Raw genomic sequence first — 17073 nt, 5'->3', positions numbered from 1 at the left:
ACCATGAGAGCATACTATAACCCAATAAAAAAGTCTGAGACATATCTGCCTCAGACTTCATCATATTAACTGCTTCTGCCAAGTAATACTGCCGCATAAAAGCCTGCAGCAAGTGTAACTGCACACATGATGACGTTAGCAGCCGACAATGCCAGTCCTGGATACACCACAAACAGTGAGCCGAATACAAGACCGATAATAAATGCATACATCATCACCGGGTAACGGTTCATTAAAAAACGGATCAGCTTACTTGTGAAAATAAAGCCAAAAGCAACACCCGCTCCAACCAGCGCAATCACGGGCAGATTAAAGTTACTGATCGCGGCAATTGCAGTATTATAGACGCCAAGCACAAGCAATAGAAAAGACCCGCTGATACCAGGGAGCATCATTGCAGAACTTGCAAGGATACCAGCCCCGAAAAGAAGCGCCATATTGCCTGCGGTTAATTCCGTAATAATCGCACCCTCCTCTGAAGGGTTCGAAAAGCCGATCATCAATACAATGACTGCGCCAACCAGCAGCATTGCGATATGCTTTGCTTTAAAGTTTTCCTTTGCATTCGATTCTCTCAGCAGATAAGGCAGGATTCCGCCAATCAGCCCGATAAAAAAGAAATAAGTAGGTTGAGGGTGAACTTCAAGCAGCCACTCAATTAGGTTACTGAGCGCTATAATTGAGATCCCCATCCCTGCACCAAGCATGATCAGAAATGGCAGATGTTTCTTCCATTCTCTCGTCGTAATGCCGCTTAAAGCATTGATAAACTGATCATAAATACCGAGCAGGACAGCGATCGTACCACCGCTGACGCCCGGCACAACATCACTTGCGCCCATCGCCATACCGCGGAATATATTTCTCCAGTCAAACATATATACATGCTCCTTTTGAGTTGGTAAAATCAACAATCTTCATTATACGTGAACAAAACGGTTTCGTCATGGCTGAAAAAAGGAAAGATATAGAGAAAACGTTCACATTTTAGGGAGGTTAAAAAAATGAAGAAAGCTATGTTAATTTTAAATCCCTCTTCAGGCAAGGAAGAGGCGCTTGATCATAAAGAATCTGTCCTGACTGTACTAAAAGAAATGGACTATGAAGTAACGTTAAAAGAAACAGAGAAAGAAGATGACGCAACCCGTTTTGCTGAACAGGCATGCCAGGAACAGTATGATACAGTCGTATCCATGGGTGGTGACGGTACGCTGAATGAAACGATTACAGGGCTTGTTGGACAGGATTACCAGCCGTCCCTTGGTATTGTACCTTTAGGCACAGTGAATGACTTTGCAAGGGCATTAAATATTTCAATGGACCCGGAAGAAGCCATTCAGCAGCTCAAAACAGCAGAAACAAAACGGGTGGATATCGGCCGGATCAATGATAAATACTTTATGAATATCATCGCACTCGGCGGGATCGCAGAAGCAACGTTTGGTGTCTCAGTAGAACAGAAAACAAAGCTTGGACCGCTTGCTTATATGATTGAAGGCTTCAAAACCATCAAAGAAAAAGAACCGTTTGCAGCGGATATTACATACGACGGGGTCAAGTGGGAAGGTAATGCACTGCTATTTTTAATGGCATTGACTAACTCTGTCGGCGGTTTTGAAAAGCTTGCACCGGATGCAGAAGTGAATGATGGACATCTGCATTGCTTTGTCATTAAGGATGTTCCACTATTTAAGTTGATCAGCATTATGACCGCTTTACTTAAGGGTGAGCTCGAAGAAGATGAAAATGTAGAATATTTTAAAGCAAAAGAAGTACATGTTAATTCAGATACAGATCTGATATCAAATGTTGACGGCGATGAGGGAGCCCATGTGCCACTGACTGTAGAAGTATTAAGCAGACATATTCCGATACTATGTCCTGTTGAAACAGAGAATGAATAGGAGGAAAAAAATGATTAAAGCAATTGTAACAGGCGGATCAAAAGGACTTGGCGCAGCGATTGTCAGTCATTTGATTGACCGTGATACCGATGTGACAGATGTATCTAGATCAGGGAATGAAGCGATGAAGGGGAATAAACGCTATCATCATAACCAGACAGACATGACATCACTTTCAGATTCACTGCGTTTCCTGAGAACATGGGTTGAAGAACAGAAGGACCTTACAAAGCTGTATCTGATTCAAAATGCCGGAACTGTTCAGCCGATGGAGACAGTCGGCAATATGGACCCATCAGCGATTGAAACGGCGATAACACTGAACTATACAGCGCCTGCAGCCTGGGCAAACCTTGCATTTAAGCTGGCAGATGAACATGGGTTTGAGCTCGTGATTGTCAATATCACTTCAGGAGCGGCGGATAAGCCGAATCACGGCTGGAGTGTATATGGCAGTACGAAGGCTGCACTAAACCTTTTCACAGAGACTGCTGCGCTGGAACAGGGAGATCAGGGCCACACCATCATATCGTACAGCCCGAGCATTATGGACACAGGTATGCAGGAGGAAATCAGATCAACAGATGCATCGTCTTTTGCAGCTGTTAAAACTTTTCAGGCATATAAAGAACAGGGAAAGCTGCGCACACCTGATGAAGTTGGCGGTGTTCTTGTGAAGGTACTAATGGAAGAGGATTTGATAAACGGAAAGCTTTATCACGTGAATGATTATCTCCCTTCAACAAAGTGACATCTGAACGAAATGTTACTTAATGGAAATGTAATGTGTTTTAATTGTTATTATTCTCATAATCCGGGTAACAATAAGTATTGAACAAAATACTTACAATCCTGAAGGGAATGTTGAAGATGAATCTTAAAAAATGGATGCAGGTTGGAGCAGCCGGAATGTTGAGTCTGAGTGTACTCGCAGCATGTGGAGGCGATGAAGAAGAGATGGACCCGGCAGAACCAGGCATGGAGGAAGAAGAAGCACCGATGGACGAGAACACTGATGAAAACATGGAAGAGGACATGGAAGACACTGGTGAAGACATGGAAGACGGAATGGAAGATACCGGTGACGAAATGGAAGAAGAAACAGATGAGATGGAAGATGACACCGAAGAAGATACTGAATCTTAATAGTAAAAAATGGAACTGCCCTGCCAGCTTAGCGGGCAGTTTTTTATATACGCTCTTTCGTCATCCGAAATAAAATGGTAAGCTGAACAAAAAGAGGTGTACATTTTATGAAAACACTATTGTTAACCGGCTTTGAGCCATTTTTACATTTCAAAAAGAACCCGACAATGGAAATCGTAAAAGAATTAGATGGTGAGGTCATCAATGGATGGAAAATTGAAGGACGGATACTGGAAGTGGACTTTGCGAAATCAGGGGATCAGATCATTCAATATTATCACGATGTAAAACCTGACGCTGTGATGTCACTCGGTCTTGCAGGAGGACGTACTCACATTACACCTGAACGTATTGCAATTAATTGTAATGAAGGAGAAAAAGATAACAACGGCTACACACCTTTAGGAGAAAAAATTGCAGAAGAAGGACCTGATGGACTATTCACAAAGCTGCCGATCCGTTCAATGGTTGATCATTTACATGACAATGGACTGCCGGCAAGCATATCGAACTCTGCCGGGACTTACCTTTGCAACCATGTCATGTACCGCATGCTGTGGCATCTGCAGCAGGAAGGCAGAGATATCCCTTCAGGCTTCATCCACATCCCCGCCTCCCACGACATGGCCACAGCCTCCAAAAGACTCCCAAGCTGGTCAGAGCAAGATCTCAAAACAGCAATCAGGCTGTGTATTGAGAAGTTATAGGTATTGTTGGACAATTAAAATGAAATTAACTTGTGAGAGATGGTCTGAGGCGAACGGAGCGTAGGGTGGCGACTCCAGCAGGAGAAGCCGGTTAGCTAAGACCCCGCAGGACGAAGTCCGAGGAGGCTTAGCGCCGGCCCTGCGGAAAGCGTCCGCCCGAAGCGCAGTGAGCCGGTTCAAAGCTTAAGCATCTTTAATGTTACGGATACGCGCATCACACATCGCAAGCTTCTCTTCAAGCTCATCAAGAGACGCAAGAAGTGCAGCGCGATCTCTTTTACGTGCAGCCGTCAGCCGGTCAATCGAATCAATTAGTGAAAGTACATGATCTTTATTAAAAGAAGATTCTTTTCTCATAGAAAAAGCCTCCATATGTTTATGATTTACTAAAACATACGGAAGCTTTTTTATTTTGCGGGGGTATTACGCAATTCTTTTTTGATGCATCACTATCGAAAGCAGGATAGCCGGCATAACGGCAATGCTCATCCCGGTAAAAGCAAGTCCGGAATCGATATCATACAACAGCCCTCCAACCTGAGTGAGAACTGCAGCACTAAGCCCCATTCCAAGTGACGCATACACACCCTGTGCAGTCGGAATCAGCTGTTTATCCACTGACCTGTAGAGGTAGCGGATAAATGCATAATGTGCGAGCCCGAATGTCAATGAATGAAACAGCTGTGTGATCAGGAATATCCACAGTGACGGGAACAGCCCGACAAGTGCCCAGCGGACCACAGCTGCAATTGAAGCAATAAAAAACATGAAAGCTGCAGGACGATCCTTGAAAAAGCGGTCTGCCACAGCAAAAAACAGGATTTCTGAAAGCACCGCAATATTTAAGATGAACCCTATGTATGCATTAGATACGTTCAATTCCTGCAGATATATAAACCCGTAATTATAATAAGAAGCATGTGCCCCCTGAATTAATACACAAATTGAAATGACCAGCATAAAGCCTGGCGTTTTAAACACAGCCTTATAGCTGCCGCGCTTTGGGCTAACCTTTTCCTGAAGTGCATCAGGTGCATATTGAAATGCTCCTGCAATCATCATCACAGAACCGACGGCCATCACGGCAAAAATAGCTGACTCCGTCCAGATCGCAGTCACAAGCCCCACAATGATCAGTCCTACAGTATAACCGACAGACCCCCACGACCGGCTTCTGCCATAATGAATATTGTCAGTACGCATTAAAAGTGAAGCATTACTTTCCATCATCGGCAGGATATTCGGATAGAATAAGCTGAATAAAATCATGACAATCATTAATCCAGTAAAAGAATCGACAGGAATAAAAAGCAGCAGAATACATGTTGAAATGACTGGCAATGCTCTCATCAGAAAAGCCAGTGAAAAACGTTTGCTCAGTTCAGGAAATAAGTAAAGTGTTGAAAAGGACCGTGCGAATAAGCCTGCAGCAATAATAGAACTCGCAGCAGCTACTGTCAGGTCTTTTTCATATACAAGCCAGCCTGTCCAATATGGCAGGAAAATTCCCCATGTAAAGAAGAAAGTAAAAAAGTTAATTGAAAGCCAGGATTGTGCTTTCATATCATCACGCTCCATCTGACAAATGAAAGTTTGTCCTGAGCTAGTATAGCATATTTCCACATAGAAAAAGGCTGAAACATAATCGTTTCAGCCTCAAAATCATTACGTATTATACAGCTGTAATGCTCAAGTCGACGTCGATGTTGCCGCGGGTTGCTTTAGAGTATGGGCAGAAGTCGTGTGCTTTTTTCAGAAGGTCTTCTGCTTCATCCTGAGACACGCCGCTGACTTCAACTTCGAGTTTTACAGAAATTTTTACACCATCATCTTTTTCATCTTTATTCAGACTCACATGTGCAGTTGTTGTTGACTCTACTTTTTTGCCTGCATTTTTAGCCATGAGATTAAACGCCCCGTCAAAGCAGGCTGAATAACCGGCTGCAAAAAGCTGCTCGGGATTCGATTTGCCTTCCGGGTCCTGACCGTCACCAGGCATTGCAAGATCAAGCTGGATTAAATCGTCTGAAGATTTTACATGTCCGTTTCTGCCATTTTTCGCTGTTGCAGTGCTTGTTAAAATTGCCATCAATCTCATCTCCATTTCATTTATTAAAAAATTTTACTCTCTTGTATGATTCACTTTTATTCAATTAGTTAAACATTTTGCTCTGTTGAAGCTGGCTGGTGATTTCCGCTTCAGGGGAACGCTTTCCGCATGGGTGCGCCGTTTTGTGGCGCCATCCTGCCTCCTCGAGCTTCGCTCTGCGGGGTCTCACCTGTCCGACTTCTCCTGCTGGAGTCGTCCCCTGCAGCGAGAATCACCAGTTGAGTTAAAATAACATTGGACTATAACATGGTTATCAATTAAGGACATTCTGCGAATTGCTATAATGATCAGCAGATTTTTGATAAACTGAAAGAATGGAAGACACGCAACAGGAAAGGGACTTGGACATCATGCGACTTGAACAGAATCAAAAAAAGAAAAAAACAAAATGGTGGATTGCACTTGGGGCTGGCGTTACGATCTTTGCCGGCGCTTCACTTGGTGCGCTCAGCGCCTATAACTGGTCGCCTGAAGAGGCAATAGAAGGATTGTTTGGCAGCAGTGAAGAACAGTCTATTACTGAAAGCAGCCATGAAGAACGTAATATAGATGAAGATGTTAAGGAAATGACACGTCAAGAAGATAATAAAACACAAAACGAAACAGAGACCTCTGAAGAAGAAATACCGGATGAAACAGAGGCACCTGAAGACGTGCCTGATGAAACAGAAGAACCGGCAGAAGATACTGAAACACCCGAAGAACCTGTAGAGCGAACACCTGAAACAATGACTGAACCACTTTATGTAGATGGTGTTCTGATTGCGAATAAAGAATATCCGCTGCCGACAGATTATGCACCGGGAGAAGATCCGGAAGCCCGAGCTTCCTATAACGAAATGCAGCAGGCAGCATCAGCAGCAGGATACAGTCTTGTGGCATTCAGCACTTACCGGTCATATGATTACCAGACAGACCTGTATAACAACTACGTTGCACAGCATGGGCAGGAAGAGGCTGACAGATTCAGTGCAAGGCCGGGATATTCTGAGCACCAGACAGGACTTGGTTTTGATATTGGTGCAGAAGGTCAGGAAGAGCACTGGGCTAGCGATAGCTTCAAAGATACACCGGAAGCAAAATGGCTTGCAGAAAATGCGCATAAATTTGGTTTTATTCTGCGTTATCCTGCAGGAAAAGAGCATATTACAGGATACCAATATGAATCATGGCATTTCCGTTACATTGGAAAGGATCTTGCCGGAAAAGTGTATAAAAGCGGACAGACGCTCGAAGAATATCTTGGCATTTAATGCGGAAATATTTCCCGGGAAATCCGAAATGAGGCTGAATAGCAGAAATGCTGTTCAGCTTTTTTTGTATTCTCTTAGTTTCCCTAAACAAAAATATCAGTTATACTACTATTCAGAACAGTCAAATAATGGAGGGTGAAATGGGGACGAGGATTTTGAAATTGCTGTTACAGTGGCTAGCAGCATTTAGCGTACTAATGATTTTATTATTACTCCCGCGGGAAGTGGAGATTCAATCAGGTCCTTCTGGAGAGTTCGAAGCTGCGCACTATCAATATTCTATAGCAGCACATGCAGAAAGTATTAAAGAGTTTTTTACACCTTTGATCAATGGGGAAGGGTTTGGCACTGACAGCTATAACAGACCGTTTATCAGTCATGCCTGGGACATGATGCAGCGCAGTCTCTGGCTGATCATACCGGCGTTTTTCATCAGTATTTTTACTGGGGTCGCAAAAGGTGTATTTGATTTTAAAACCCGTCATGGAAAAAGAAAGTTTGCAGGACTGCAGACGACGTGGATTGGTCTTTCGGTTCCGGATATAGTTTTTATCATCTTTATTCAAATGATTTTAATGTACTTGAATATGAAAGGCATCATTACAGGACTGAGCCTTTACGGAGCGGGCAACCCGGAAGCAATTGTGCTCAATGTGATTTATCTTTCTATTTTTCCGATGTTTTATCTTGCTAATATTACGTTTTCTGCACTTAGTGATGAAAATGGTGCCGACTATATCAGAACAGCAAGGGCGAAAGGGAGTTCATCATTTAAACTTCTTTATATACATATGCTGAGAAACGGGCTTGCGAAGATCTTTGTACATACAAACACGATTGTGCTGTACCTGCTGTCAAATCTGTTTGTCATTGAATATTTTACAAACTACAGGGGAGCGGCTTATTACTTCAAGGAATATATTGCAGTTTCCAATGTCATAAATGGACCGGATTCACTGTTGCTGAATACTGGAGCGATTGCTGCGTTTGCTTTTTTCTTTACAATATTAATTTTACTGGCCGGTTTGATCAGTCAGGTGGCAAGAGGGTTTCTTCTGCCTCATGAAAGGGGTGGAAACGGATGAATAAGCATTTAACGATTGGCGGACTCATGATGGCTTTTCTGCTGGTCCTTACTTTTTTAGGACCGCTGTTACCTGTAATAGACAATAGCATTTCGCAGGAAGGCGTACGTTTTACTGACGAAGGAATCGAAGTGCCGCCATTTCCTCCTTCAGCAGAAGATCCGCTTGGTTCTGACAGAGAAGGCAGAGATATACTGAGTCTGATTGTTGCAGGAGCGCAAGAAACACTGCTTGTTATACTTGCGATTGTTCTTATCAGATTCGCAGTGTCGGCCGTGCTTGGTATCGGCAGTTATTATTTCAAAACGATCAGAGCGGTTCTTTCAATATGGAGTCAGCTTTTCTCTTTTATGCCATCTATTTTTATTGTGATTTTCTTCGCCGGACTGCCATTTGTGGTATTTTCTGAACACAGGCAGATCTGGATGATTGTCATTATCGCAGCGGTTGAAGTAGGGCGGACAGGAGATATGATTAAAACGTCAATGGATTACAGCGCGAAGAAATCTTTTTTTGAAGCGGGGATCGTATCAGGCTGTTCTCAGTGGACACTGTTTAAAAACTACTTCTGGCCGGATTTGCGGCTGACGATTGTCACAAACTTTATCAGTGATATGGGTCGGACGTTATTTTTAATCGCCCAGTTCGCGATTATCGGAGTCTATTTACAAAATGCATTCTGGTCGATCAGAGGCGGTGGCGTTGAGACGGTCAATAATTCATTTATCTGGCCGACGCTGCTGCAAAATATTCATCGTGATGTTTTTACAGCTGAATGGGTGGTATTGTCGACAGTAGGGATCATCACATTTACAATGGTGACATTTTATCTGTTAAGCAGTGGGATCAGGAAATATTATCAGAACAAATATCATCAATCCAGTTAAAAGGAGTGTTCTTCAACATGAAACTGTTAATTTTAGGCGGGACAAAATTTCTTGGCAGACACCTGACAGAAAGTGCAGTCAATAAAGGTCATGAGGTCACACTTTTTAATCGGGGACAGACGAATACATCCCTTTTCCCGGATGTTGAGAAGCTGACCGGGGACCGTAACGGTGATTTAAGTGCACTTGAAAACAGAAGCTGGGATGCAGTCATTGATGTTTCAGGATACACACCATCCCAGGTCAGACAGACTGCTGAACTGTTAAAAAATCACGTCAAACACTATACGTTTATTTCCACGATCTCTGTCTATGAGGATTATACGAATGGACCGGCAGTAGAAGGTGTGACAAAGCTTGCTGAACTGAAGCAGGACACTGAAGAGATAACTGGCGAGACTTACGGACCGTTGAAACAAAAGAGCGAAGAAATAATTGAAGACCTGTATAACGGGCACTCACTGGTCATCCGTCCCGGCCTGATCGTCGGTCCCCATGACCCGACTGACCGCTTCACTTATTGGGTCTGGCGGGCACAGCAGGGTGGAGAAGCACTGGCGCCTGGGAATCCGGATCGTAAAGTTCAGTGGATCGATGTTCGCGACCTGAGTGAATGGGCCATTACGATGATCGAACGCCAGGAAACCGGCACCTATAATGCAGCCGGAGGAGAGCCGCTGCCTACAATGGAAAAATATCTGGAGACAGCAAAGAAAGTCGCCAACACAGAGGTTAAGTATCAATGGGTCAGTGACCGGAAACTGATTGAACATGATGCAGGGCCTTTTGTAGAACTTCCATTCTGGCTCCCGATTTCAGATACTCATCCGGATGGCTTCCTTCTGGCTGACGCATCAAAAGCGATTGATAAAGGACTGACATTCAGACCGCTTGAAGAAACAATAAGTGATACACTGCTCTGGCTGAACGAGCAGAAGGATCATGAATGGAAAGCCGGTCTGACAAAAGAAAGAGAGCAGACTTTGTTGAAACTAAATTGATTTACTTTTCTGAAAATATGATATAATGAAGTTAAATATTTGCGGGGGTGGAAAAAATGAATCGTATTTCGCGTGCAGGATATATCTTCACAGCTTTGCATACGTTGTTTTTCCTTAACCTGACCTTTGATTTTATTGTGTTCTATTAACAAAAGCTGTAGTGAGTTAGACTTGAAATGTATAAGAGTTGAGTGTTTTAAAGGTGAACTTCTCTGCAAAGTGAACCGGATACAAAAACAACGGCTGAGACATCATTGTCACAGCCGTTGTTTTTTGCTTATAGAATTGGAGACAGCAATCTTGAAATCGACTCCTTAAATTTAATCAGATTCGACCGCTCCTGATAGATCTCAGGCGTCAGCTCAGTTGAATCTTTCATGTCCTCTTCAAAAATCATCGCAAGTGAAGTAGCCGTTTCCTGATGATAGAGAAACGCGTTTACCTCAAAGTTCAGGCTGAAGCTCCGCAGATCAATATTTGCCGTTCCAACTGATGCTGCTTCATCATCAGTCACAAGTGTTTTCGCATGAATAAACCCTTTTTCATATACATATATCCTGGCGCCGGCTTTCATCAGTTCTCCGACATAAGAATAAGTTGCCCAATATACAAACATATGGTCAGGCTTATTCGGAATCATTATTCTCACATCAACACCTGACAGAGCTGCTACGCGAAGGGCATCGAGCAGGCTGACATCAGGAATAAAGTAAGGCGTCTGAATGTAGACATATTTGTCAGCATTATTAATCAGTTTCAGATAGCCTGTTTTAATCTGCTCCCAATCCGAGTCCGGACCACTTGAGACGATCTGCATACCTACATCGCCTTTTTGCGGAATCGGAGGAAAGTATATATCCGAATATTCAATATCATAGCGGTGCGACGCCTGATTCCAGTCGAGTATAAACCTTGTCTGAAGCGGGTGTACTGCACTTCCTTCAATTCTCAGGTGTGTATCCCGCCAATAACCGAAACGCTTATCAAGACCAAGATATTCATCCCCGATATTAAAGCCGCCAATATACCCCACACGCCCATCGATAATAGAGATTTTACGGTGGTTTCGGTAATTGAGACGGGGGTTAATGACTGGTACTTTTGAAGGGAAGAAAGCTTCCACCTCACCGCCAGAAGCCCGTAATTCCCTGAAGTACCTCTTAGTCATCCCGCGTGACCCCATGTCATCATAAAGTACACGAACTTTTACACCCTGCTTGGCTTTTTTCACAAGCAGCTGGTAAAGCTCGCGGCCGAGGTTATCTCTCCTCAGAATATAGGTCTGGATATGAATATGATCTTTTGCATCTTCAATATCATCAAACAGCGCTTTGAATTTCTTTCTGCCATCTACTAATATATCAACCTGGTTATCCTGAGTCAGTACGGCGGCATTGTTCACCAGCTGCATATAGATCAAATCACGCATTTTTTCGGTTTCTTCAGATTTGAAATGAAATTTACGTTCATGAATTGCATCAATCTGATAACGGATCAGCTGTTCAATTCCCACACGCTTTCTGCCTTCCCAATTAAAAAGGTGCTTTTTTCTGAGACTTCTGCCAAGCAGCAGATAAAGCGCGAACCCGGCGATAGGGATAAAAAACAGGACCATAAGCCATGCCCATGTGGCACTGGCATCCTTTCTTTCAAGAAAAATAAGGATCCCTGCAAAGAAAAAGTTCAAAATGAAAATAAATCCTACAAAAATTGAGATCCAGTCAAAAGAGATAAAGTCCATATTCAGCCCCTGCCTATCTGAGATTTCTTCTTATTATGTATTATACGCATAATCTCTGATAATCTCTAATTACGGATGACATGCGGAAAAGTTTCGGGAATATTTCAACTTTAATCCGCTTTAAAGTGTTGAAATCTTCAGTTATATGGGATATTTTTGTTATAGAGAGTTTAGAGCATTCGGATTCTTTCTGTTGTATACCTTGTAGGGGTATGTTATGATGGAAATATCAAGAATGCAGTGCAGGGAGGGAATGTGTTTGGAAGCGACAGAATTGAATGAACATACACATTGCAGCAGTGATCGTAAAAGTCATCACTCTGAAGATATGAAGAAAAATCTGACAACCCGTCTGAACCGTATTGAAGGACAGGTGCGTGGGATTAAAGGAATGATTGATAAGGATACGTACTGTGACGATGTGATTACTCAAATCGCAGCAACTCAGTCTGCACTGAACAGCGTATCAAAACTGCTTCTTGAAGGGCACATGAAAAGCTGTATCGTTGACCGGATTCAAGAAGGTGACCTTGAAGTTGTAGATGAACTTCTAGTCACCATGAAAAGGTTAATGAAAAAATAATGTTCAGGAGGAATACCAAATGTCTCAAGTTACATTGAATGTAGAAGGAATGTCATGTCAGCACTGCGTAAAGGCTGTGGAATCAAACGTAGGAGAAATGAGTGGCGTGGAATCAGTAAAAGTTCACCTTGATCAGGGAACAGTCGATGTTGACTATCAGGATTCTTCAGTGACAGTTGACCAGATTAAAGATGTGATTGAAGATCAGGGATATGACGTAAAATAATTTTAATGCGCAGTAATCCTGCGCATTTTCTTCAGAAAATAATATACCCCATATAGGTATATAAGGAGGGCTGTAAAAATGGCTCAGAAGGAATTGAACATTACAGGCATGACTTGTGCAGCGTGCTCAACCAGAGTGGAAAAAGGGTTGAACAGGATGGATGGAATGGAAAAGGCGAGTGTGAATCTCGCTTTAGAACGCGCAACGGTTTCATACGATCCTGACAAAGTGTCGCTGAATGATATTCAGGATAAAGTCACCAGTCTTGGTTACGGTGTTTCTGTTAAAAAAGAGGAATTTGATATTACAGGCATGACCTGTGCAGCGTGTTCGGCGCGTGTAGAAAAAGGGTTGAGCAGACTTGAAGGTGTAAAAAGCGCAACCGTCAACCTTGCACTTGAACAGGCAACCGTTGAGTATACAGACGGTGTGCTGTCAGTTGATGACATTATTGCAAGGGTAGAAAAGATCGGTTACGGGGCAACGCGCAGACAGGACCGCGCGCCAGAAGAAGATCATCGGCAGACTGAAATTAAGCGTCAGCAAAAGAGATTTCTCTTTTCGTTAATTTTTGCAGTACCTCTGTTGTGGACGATGGTCGGCCATTTTTCATTTACAGAATGGATGTATGTCCCTGATCTGCTGATGAATCCATGGGTACAGATGGCACTCGCAACCCCGGTTCAATTCATTGTCGGGGGGCCATTTTACACAGGTGCTTATAAAGCACTGCGCAACGGCAGCGCGAATATGGACGTTCTGGTCGCGCTCGGGACGTCAGCTGCATACTTTTACAGTGTCTACCTGGCCATACAGAGTCTTTCTATGCCAGGACATACAATGGGACTGTATTTTGAAACGAGTGCTGTATTGATTACATTAATCGTGCTGGGTAAGTTATTCGAAGCTAAAGCAAAAGGAAGATCATCTGAAGCAATTAAAAAGCTGATGGGTCTTCAGGCAAAAACAGCATTTGTCATTCGTGACGGTGAGGAAGTTGAGATTCCGCTTGAACAGGTGAAAGCAGGGGATTTACTTGCAGTGCGCCCGGGTGAAAAAATTCCGGTGGACGGTGTGATTAAAGAAGGACAGTCTGCTGTCAATGAATCAATGATTACCGGTGAAAGTGTTCCGGTCGACAAAACTGCAGGCGATGCTGTAATTGGCTCGACGATCAACCAGCAGGGCTTCCTGAAAATTGAGGCAGTCAAAGTAGGAAAAGATACTGCACTCGCACAGATCATCCGCGTGGTAGAACAGGCTCAGGGCTCAAAAGCGCCTATTCAGCGTCAGGCTGACAGAATCTCAGGCATCTTTGTTCCAATCGTTGTCGGTATTGCGATCGTGACATTTATTGTATGGATTTCACTTGTATCACCTGGTGAAGTTGCACCGGCATTAGAAGCAACGATTTCGGTTCTCGTGATTGCCTGTCCTTGTGCGCTCGGTCTTGCAACACCAGTCTCTATCATGGCGGGTTCAGGTCGTGCAGCAGAAGCGGGCATCCTGTTTAAAGGCGGGGAACACCTTGAGGCAGCTCAGGGCATTAATACAGTTGTACTTGATAAGACAGGTACAGTAACTAAAGGTGAACCTGTTCTGACAGATGTTGTACCGCTGGGTAATTGGACTGAAGAAGACCTGCTTATTATGGCAGGATCTGCAGAAGCGGGATCAGAACACCCTTTAGCGAAAGCAATTGTAAGCGGTGTGCGGGAGCGTGGGGCAGAACTTAAAGAAGCGACAGACTTCCAGGCTGTATCAGGATTCGGTATCCGTGCAATTGTTGATGGAAAAGAGATTCTTGCCGGTACACGTAAATTAATGACGCAGGAAGGCATTAACGTATCTGACCTTGAAGCGAACCTGCTTGAACTTGAAGAACAGGGACGCACAGCGATGCTGATCGCAATAGACAGCGAGCCTGCAGGCATCATCGCAGTAGCTGATACAATCAAGGACACCTCAAAAGAAGCGGTCAGCCGTCTGAAGCAAATGGGGCTTGATGTGATCATGATGACTGGTGACAATGAACGCACAGCCCGCGCTATTGCGGCAGAAGCGGGTATTGAAAAAGTGATCTCTGAAGTGCTTCCGGATGGGAAAGCAAATGAAGTGAAAAAGCTTCAGGAAAAGGGACGTACGGTTGCGATGGTCGGAGACGGCATTAATGATGCGCCTGCTCTTGCAACAGCTGATACAGGACTTGCAATCGGAACCGGTACAGACGTTGCAATGGAAGCAGCGGATATTACGCTGATTCGCGGAGACCTCAACAGCATTGCAGATGCTATTATGATGAGCCGTAAAACGATGAAAAATATCAGACAGAATTTATTCTGGGCGTTCGGCTACAATACGCTTGGTATTCCTATAGCAGCAATCGGTCTGCTTGCACCATGGTTAGCCGGTGCGGCGATGGCATTCAGCTCTGTATCAGTTGTGTTGAATGCACTGCGTTTGCAGAGAGTGAAGCTGTAAATATAAAAAGCCTTTCAGCAATGTTGTGCTGAAAGGCTTTTTTGCCGCATAGGTAGCGCTGCAGGCTTTTTGTCTATCTAAGGATGCGAAATATCTGACAGTGTATCTCCCGCTTTTTCATCAGATCGTGGATTCACAGACAAGTCTCCAAGTGACACAATTCCAATGACCTGTCCATTTTCAATAACCGGCAGGCGGCGCACCTGTGTTGAAGCCATCAGGTCAGCGGCTTCTTCTGCAGGCGTATCTGGTGTCACATGAATTAACTCATGTGTCATGACTTGATCGACAGTCTGCTCTTTATGTTCCGCCACTCCGCGTATGACGATATCCCGGTCAGTGACCATACCTGCCGGGCTGCCATTCTTATCAAGAACAGGAAGCACACCAATATTATGTGTTTTCATCAATTCAGCGGCTGTTTCAACTGAATCCGTGATCTTGCACGTGTAGATCTCATCTGTCATTACTTCTCTGATATTCATCTTTCCACCTCCAAATGTAGTACGTCATTATTATTTCACCTGGCTGGATGATTATGCATGAATCTCTCACTTCAGAAAATGTGTAAAAATAATTAATTTTTCACTGAATGAAGGTTAAATCATTGTATCTGGTGGTATGATAATCGTAATGACACTTATTTAAATAATGAAAGAAACATTTATAAATAAAACGAAACTTCTTTAACCACTGATTCGTATGATTAACTATTCAGACTACATTTGCGGGAGAGGTGCTGCTAAGATGTCAAGAAACAGAGAAAGCATCAAAGAAATGATGACAAAAATGACTGAAGTAGGCGTTAAAATCACCACTACAAAATCACGTCTTGAAATACTTGAAGCTGTCAAGGAGCCTCATCAGGTTTCCAGTACATGATCCGTTAGCGGACTAAAAGGTGCTCAATATGAGAGGGCCTTTTTTATTTGGAGGATTTTTTGCACAAATAGTGGGAATATACATATAAAACAGGTAAGGCGAGGAGGGGCAGAGATGTTTCAAAAAGCAATGCTGATCTATAACGGCAATGCAGGACAGCGGGATGCTGAGAAAATTTTGAGTCAGACCGCACCAATCCTGGCATCCAAAATTCCAAAACTGTTTTTATATCAGACGCAAAAACCAGGTGATGCTGAACATTTTTGCCGTCAGCACGGCGAAGAAGTTGAACTGGTCATTGTTATGGGTGGTGATGGGACTGTTCATGAAGCTATTAACGGGCTTGCCCCGCTTGATAAAAGACCCGGTCTCGCAATATTGCCGGCTGGTACCTGCAATGATTTTGCGAGGTCACTTAACATACCGCTCAATCTGAAGCAGGCTGCTGAACTGATTGTATTTAACGGGGTGGAGTGCGAAGTGGATCTTGTAGAAACGGATGACCGGTATTTCAGTAATTTCTGGGGTACAGGGTTAATTGCAGCGGCTTCTGAGAGCATTGATGACACGTCAAAAGGAATGTTTGGACGTCTCAGCTATTATATGAGTGCGCTCAGAACGTTATCTGAACAGGACACTTTCCATTTTAAGCTGGAGTTTGACGGACGTACAGTTGAAGATGATGCTGTTATGCTGTTGTTTATGAATGGCAAATCAATAGGTGCTGCTGAGTTTCCGATGGAGTCTATTCAGATGGATGACGGGTTATTGAATGTCCTGGTAGTGAAGGAAGCAGGGTTTACACTTTTAAAAGAGATCTTCACTGCCAAAACGTCTGTAGATTGGGAAGAAAATGAATCGACGATTACACAATACATGACATCTTCCTGCAAAGTGACACTTGATGAGACGCAGACAATAGATCTTGATGGGGAGCACTATAAAGGAGCACATGATACCATCCGGATTCTAAACAAGCATATTTCTGTGATTGTACCTTCTGGTGCCACTGCTGAAAATGGATAAAAAAAACCGTGTTAAAAGCCTGAAGCCCCTAACACGGTTTT

At 43.5% G+C, this 17073-nt stretch carries 19 protein-coding genes; 13 read left to right on the top strand and 6 right to left on the bottom strand.

What is annotated here, in order from left to right; translation table 11 throughout:
• Nucleotides 1–65: 65 nt before the first annotated feature.
• Nucleotides 66–878, bottom strand: coding sequence for a DUF368 domain-containing protein (locus JOD21_RS10695; RefSeq protein ID WP_204729609.1), 813 nt, complete (start codon nucleotides 876–878; stop codon nucleotides 66–68).
• Nucleotides 879–1004: 126 nt separating this feature from the next.
• On the opposite strand from JOD21_RS10695, the gene JOD21_RS10690 reads away from it, so the two are divergent.
• The 4 genes from JOD21_RS10690 (at nucleotide 1005) to JOD21_RS10675 (ending at nucleotide 3757) form a co-directional block, all read left to right on the top strand.
• The gene (locus JOD21_RS10690; protein ID WP_204729608.1) at nucleotides 1005–1904 is read left to right on the top strand and encodes a diacylglycerol/lipid kinase family protein; all 900 of its coding nucleotides are present in this window, start codon (nucleotides 1005–1007) and stop codon (nucleotides 1902–1904) included.
• Between the two features lie 10 nt (nucleotides 1905–1914).
• Complete coding sequence (locus tag JOD21_RS10685; protein WP_204729607.1) at nucleotides 1915–2655, top strand: SDR family NAD(P)-dependent oxidoreductase; 741 nt, start codon at nucleotides 1915–1917, stop codon at nucleotides 2653–2655.
• A 119-nt stretch (nucleotides 2656–2774) separates the two neighbouring features.
• On the top strand, nucleotides 2775–3050 hold the full coding sequence (locus tag JOD21_RS10680; protein WP_204729606.1) for a DNA primase: 276 nt from the start codon (nucleotides 2775–2777) through the stop codon (nucleotides 3048–3050).
• Between the two features lie 107 nt (nucleotides 3051–3157).
• Nucleotides 3158–3757, top strand: a complete 600-nt coding sequence (locus JOD21_RS10675) for a pyroglutamyl-peptidase I (protein WP_204729605.1) — start codon at nucleotides 3158–3160, stop codon at nucleotides 3755–3757.
• Between the two features lie 183 nt (nucleotides 3758–3940).
• Here JOD21_RS10675 and JOD21_RS10670 read toward each other — a convergent pair whose 3' ends face one another.
• The 3 genes from JOD21_RS10670 to JOD21_RS10660 form a co-directional block, all read right to left on the bottom strand.
• On the bottom strand, nucleotides 3941–4114 hold the full coding sequence (locus JOD21_RS10670; protein ID WP_160289497.1) for a hypothetical protein: 174 nt from the start codon (nucleotides 4112–4114) through the stop codon (nucleotides 3941–3943).
• Nucleotides 4115–4180: 66 nt separating this feature from the next.
• Complete coding sequence (locus JOD21_RS10665; RefSeq protein ID WP_204729604.1) at nucleotides 4181–5320, bottom strand: MFS transporter; 1140 nt, start codon at nucleotides 5318–5320, stop codon at nucleotides 4181–4183.
• Between the two features lie 109 nt (nucleotides 5321–5429).
• Nucleotides 5430–5846, bottom strand: a complete 417-nt coding sequence (locus JOD21_RS10660; protein WP_239581544.1) for an organic hydroperoxide resistance protein — start codon at nucleotides 5844–5846, stop codon at nucleotides 5430–5432.
• A gap of 371 nt (nucleotides 5847–6217) precedes the next feature.
• Here JOD21_RS10660 and JOD21_RS10655 point away from each other — a divergent pair, with 371 nt between their 5' ends.
• The 4 genes from JOD21_RS10655 (at nucleotide 6218) to JOD21_RS10640 (ending at nucleotide 10093) form a co-directional block, all read left to right on the top strand.
• Nucleotides 6218–7120: a M15 family metallopeptidase gene (locus tag JOD21_RS10655; RefSeq protein WP_239581543.1), complete on the top strand. Its 903-nt coding sequence runs from the start codon at nucleotides 6218–6220 to the stop codon at nucleotides 7118–7120.
• Between the two features lie 140 nt (nucleotides 7121–7260).
• The gene (locus JOD21_RS10650; protein ID WP_204729602.1) at nucleotides 7261–8205 is read left to right on the top strand and encodes an ABC transporter permease subunit; all 945 of its coding nucleotides are present in this window, start codon (nucleotides 7261–7263) and stop codon (nucleotides 8203–8205) included.
• The gene (locus JOD21_RS10645) at nucleotides 8202–9092 is read left to right on the top strand and encodes an ABC transporter permease subunit (protein ID WP_204729601.1); all 891 of its coding nucleotides are present in this window, start codon (nucleotides 8202–8204) and stop codon (nucleotides 9090–9092) included. Before JOD21_RS10650 ends, JOD21_RS10645 begins: the two co-directional genes overlap by 4 nt.
• A 17-nt stretch (nucleotides 9093–9109) precedes the next feature.
• Nucleotides 9110–10093: an NAD-dependent epimerase/dehydratase family protein gene (locus tag JOD21_RS10640; protein ID WP_204729600.1), complete on the top strand. Its 984-nt coding sequence runs from the start codon at nucleotides 9110–9112 to the stop codon at nucleotides 10091–10093.
• A gap of 277 nt (nucleotides 10094–10370) precedes the next feature.
• Here JOD21_RS10640 and cls read toward each other — a convergent pair whose 3' ends face one another.
• On the bottom strand, nucleotides 10371–11834 hold the full coding sequence (gene cls, locus JOD21_RS10635; RefSeq protein WP_204729599.1) for a cardiolipin synthase: 1464 nt from the start codon (nucleotides 11832–11834) through the stop codon (nucleotides 10371–10373).
• 259 nt (nucleotides 11835–12093) lie between these two features.
• Between cls and JOD21_RS10630 the strand changes: the two genes are divergently transcribed.
• From JOD21_RS10630 to JOD21_RS10620, 3 genes are all read left to right on the top strand, one after another.
• Nucleotides 12094–12417: a metal-sensitive transcriptional regulator gene (locus JOD21_RS10630; RefSeq protein ID WP_275579594.1), complete on the top strand. Its 324-nt coding sequence runs from the start codon at nucleotides 12094–12096 to the stop codon at nucleotides 12415–12417.
• Nucleotides 12418–12436: 19 nt separating this feature from the next.
• On the top strand, nucleotides 12437–12643 hold the full coding sequence (copZ, locus tag JOD21_RS10625; RefSeq protein ID WP_204729598.1) for a copper chaperone CopZ: 207 nt from the start codon (nucleotides 12437–12439) through the stop codon (nucleotides 12641–12643).
• 78 nt (nucleotides 12644–12721) lie between these two features.
• Entirely contained in the window at nucleotides 12722–15124 is a 2403-nt protein-coding gene (locus JOD21_RS10620) for a heavy metal translocating P-type ATPase (RefSeq protein ID WP_204729597.1), read from the top strand.
• 77 nt (nucleotides 15125–15201) lie between these two features.
• Here JOD21_RS10620 and JOD21_RS10615 read toward each other — a convergent pair whose 3' ends face one another.
• Complete coding sequence (locus JOD21_RS10615) at nucleotides 15202–15609, bottom strand: CBS domain-containing protein (protein ID WP_204729596.1); 408 nt, start codon at nucleotides 15607–15609, stop codon at nucleotides 15202–15204.
• 262 nt (nucleotides 15610–15871) lie between these two features.
• On the opposite strand from JOD21_RS10615, the gene JOD21_RS19475 reads away from it, so the two are divergent.
• Nucleotides 15872–16006: an Lmo0850 family protein gene (locus tag JOD21_RS19475; RefSeq protein ID WP_268747443.1), complete on the top strand. Its 135-nt coding sequence runs from the start codon at nucleotides 15872–15874 to the stop codon at nucleotides 16004–16006.
• Nucleotides 16007–16120: 114 nt separating this feature from the next.
• A complete protein-coding gene (locus JOD21_RS10610; protein ID WP_204729595.1) occupies nucleotides 16121–17032 on the top strand; it encodes a diacylglycerol/lipid kinase family protein in 912 nt (303 codons plus the stop codon).
• Nucleotides 17033–17073 lie beyond the last annotated feature (41 nt).

Origin of the sequence: Jeotgalibacillus terrae, assembly GCF_016908195.1 — a bacterium.
Classification (GTDB): Bacteria; Bacillota; Bacilli; order Bacillales; family Jeotgalibacillaceae; genus Jeotgalibacillus; species Jeotgalibacillus terrae.
This window is presented reverse-complemented; position numbering and strand designations above follow the sequence as displayed.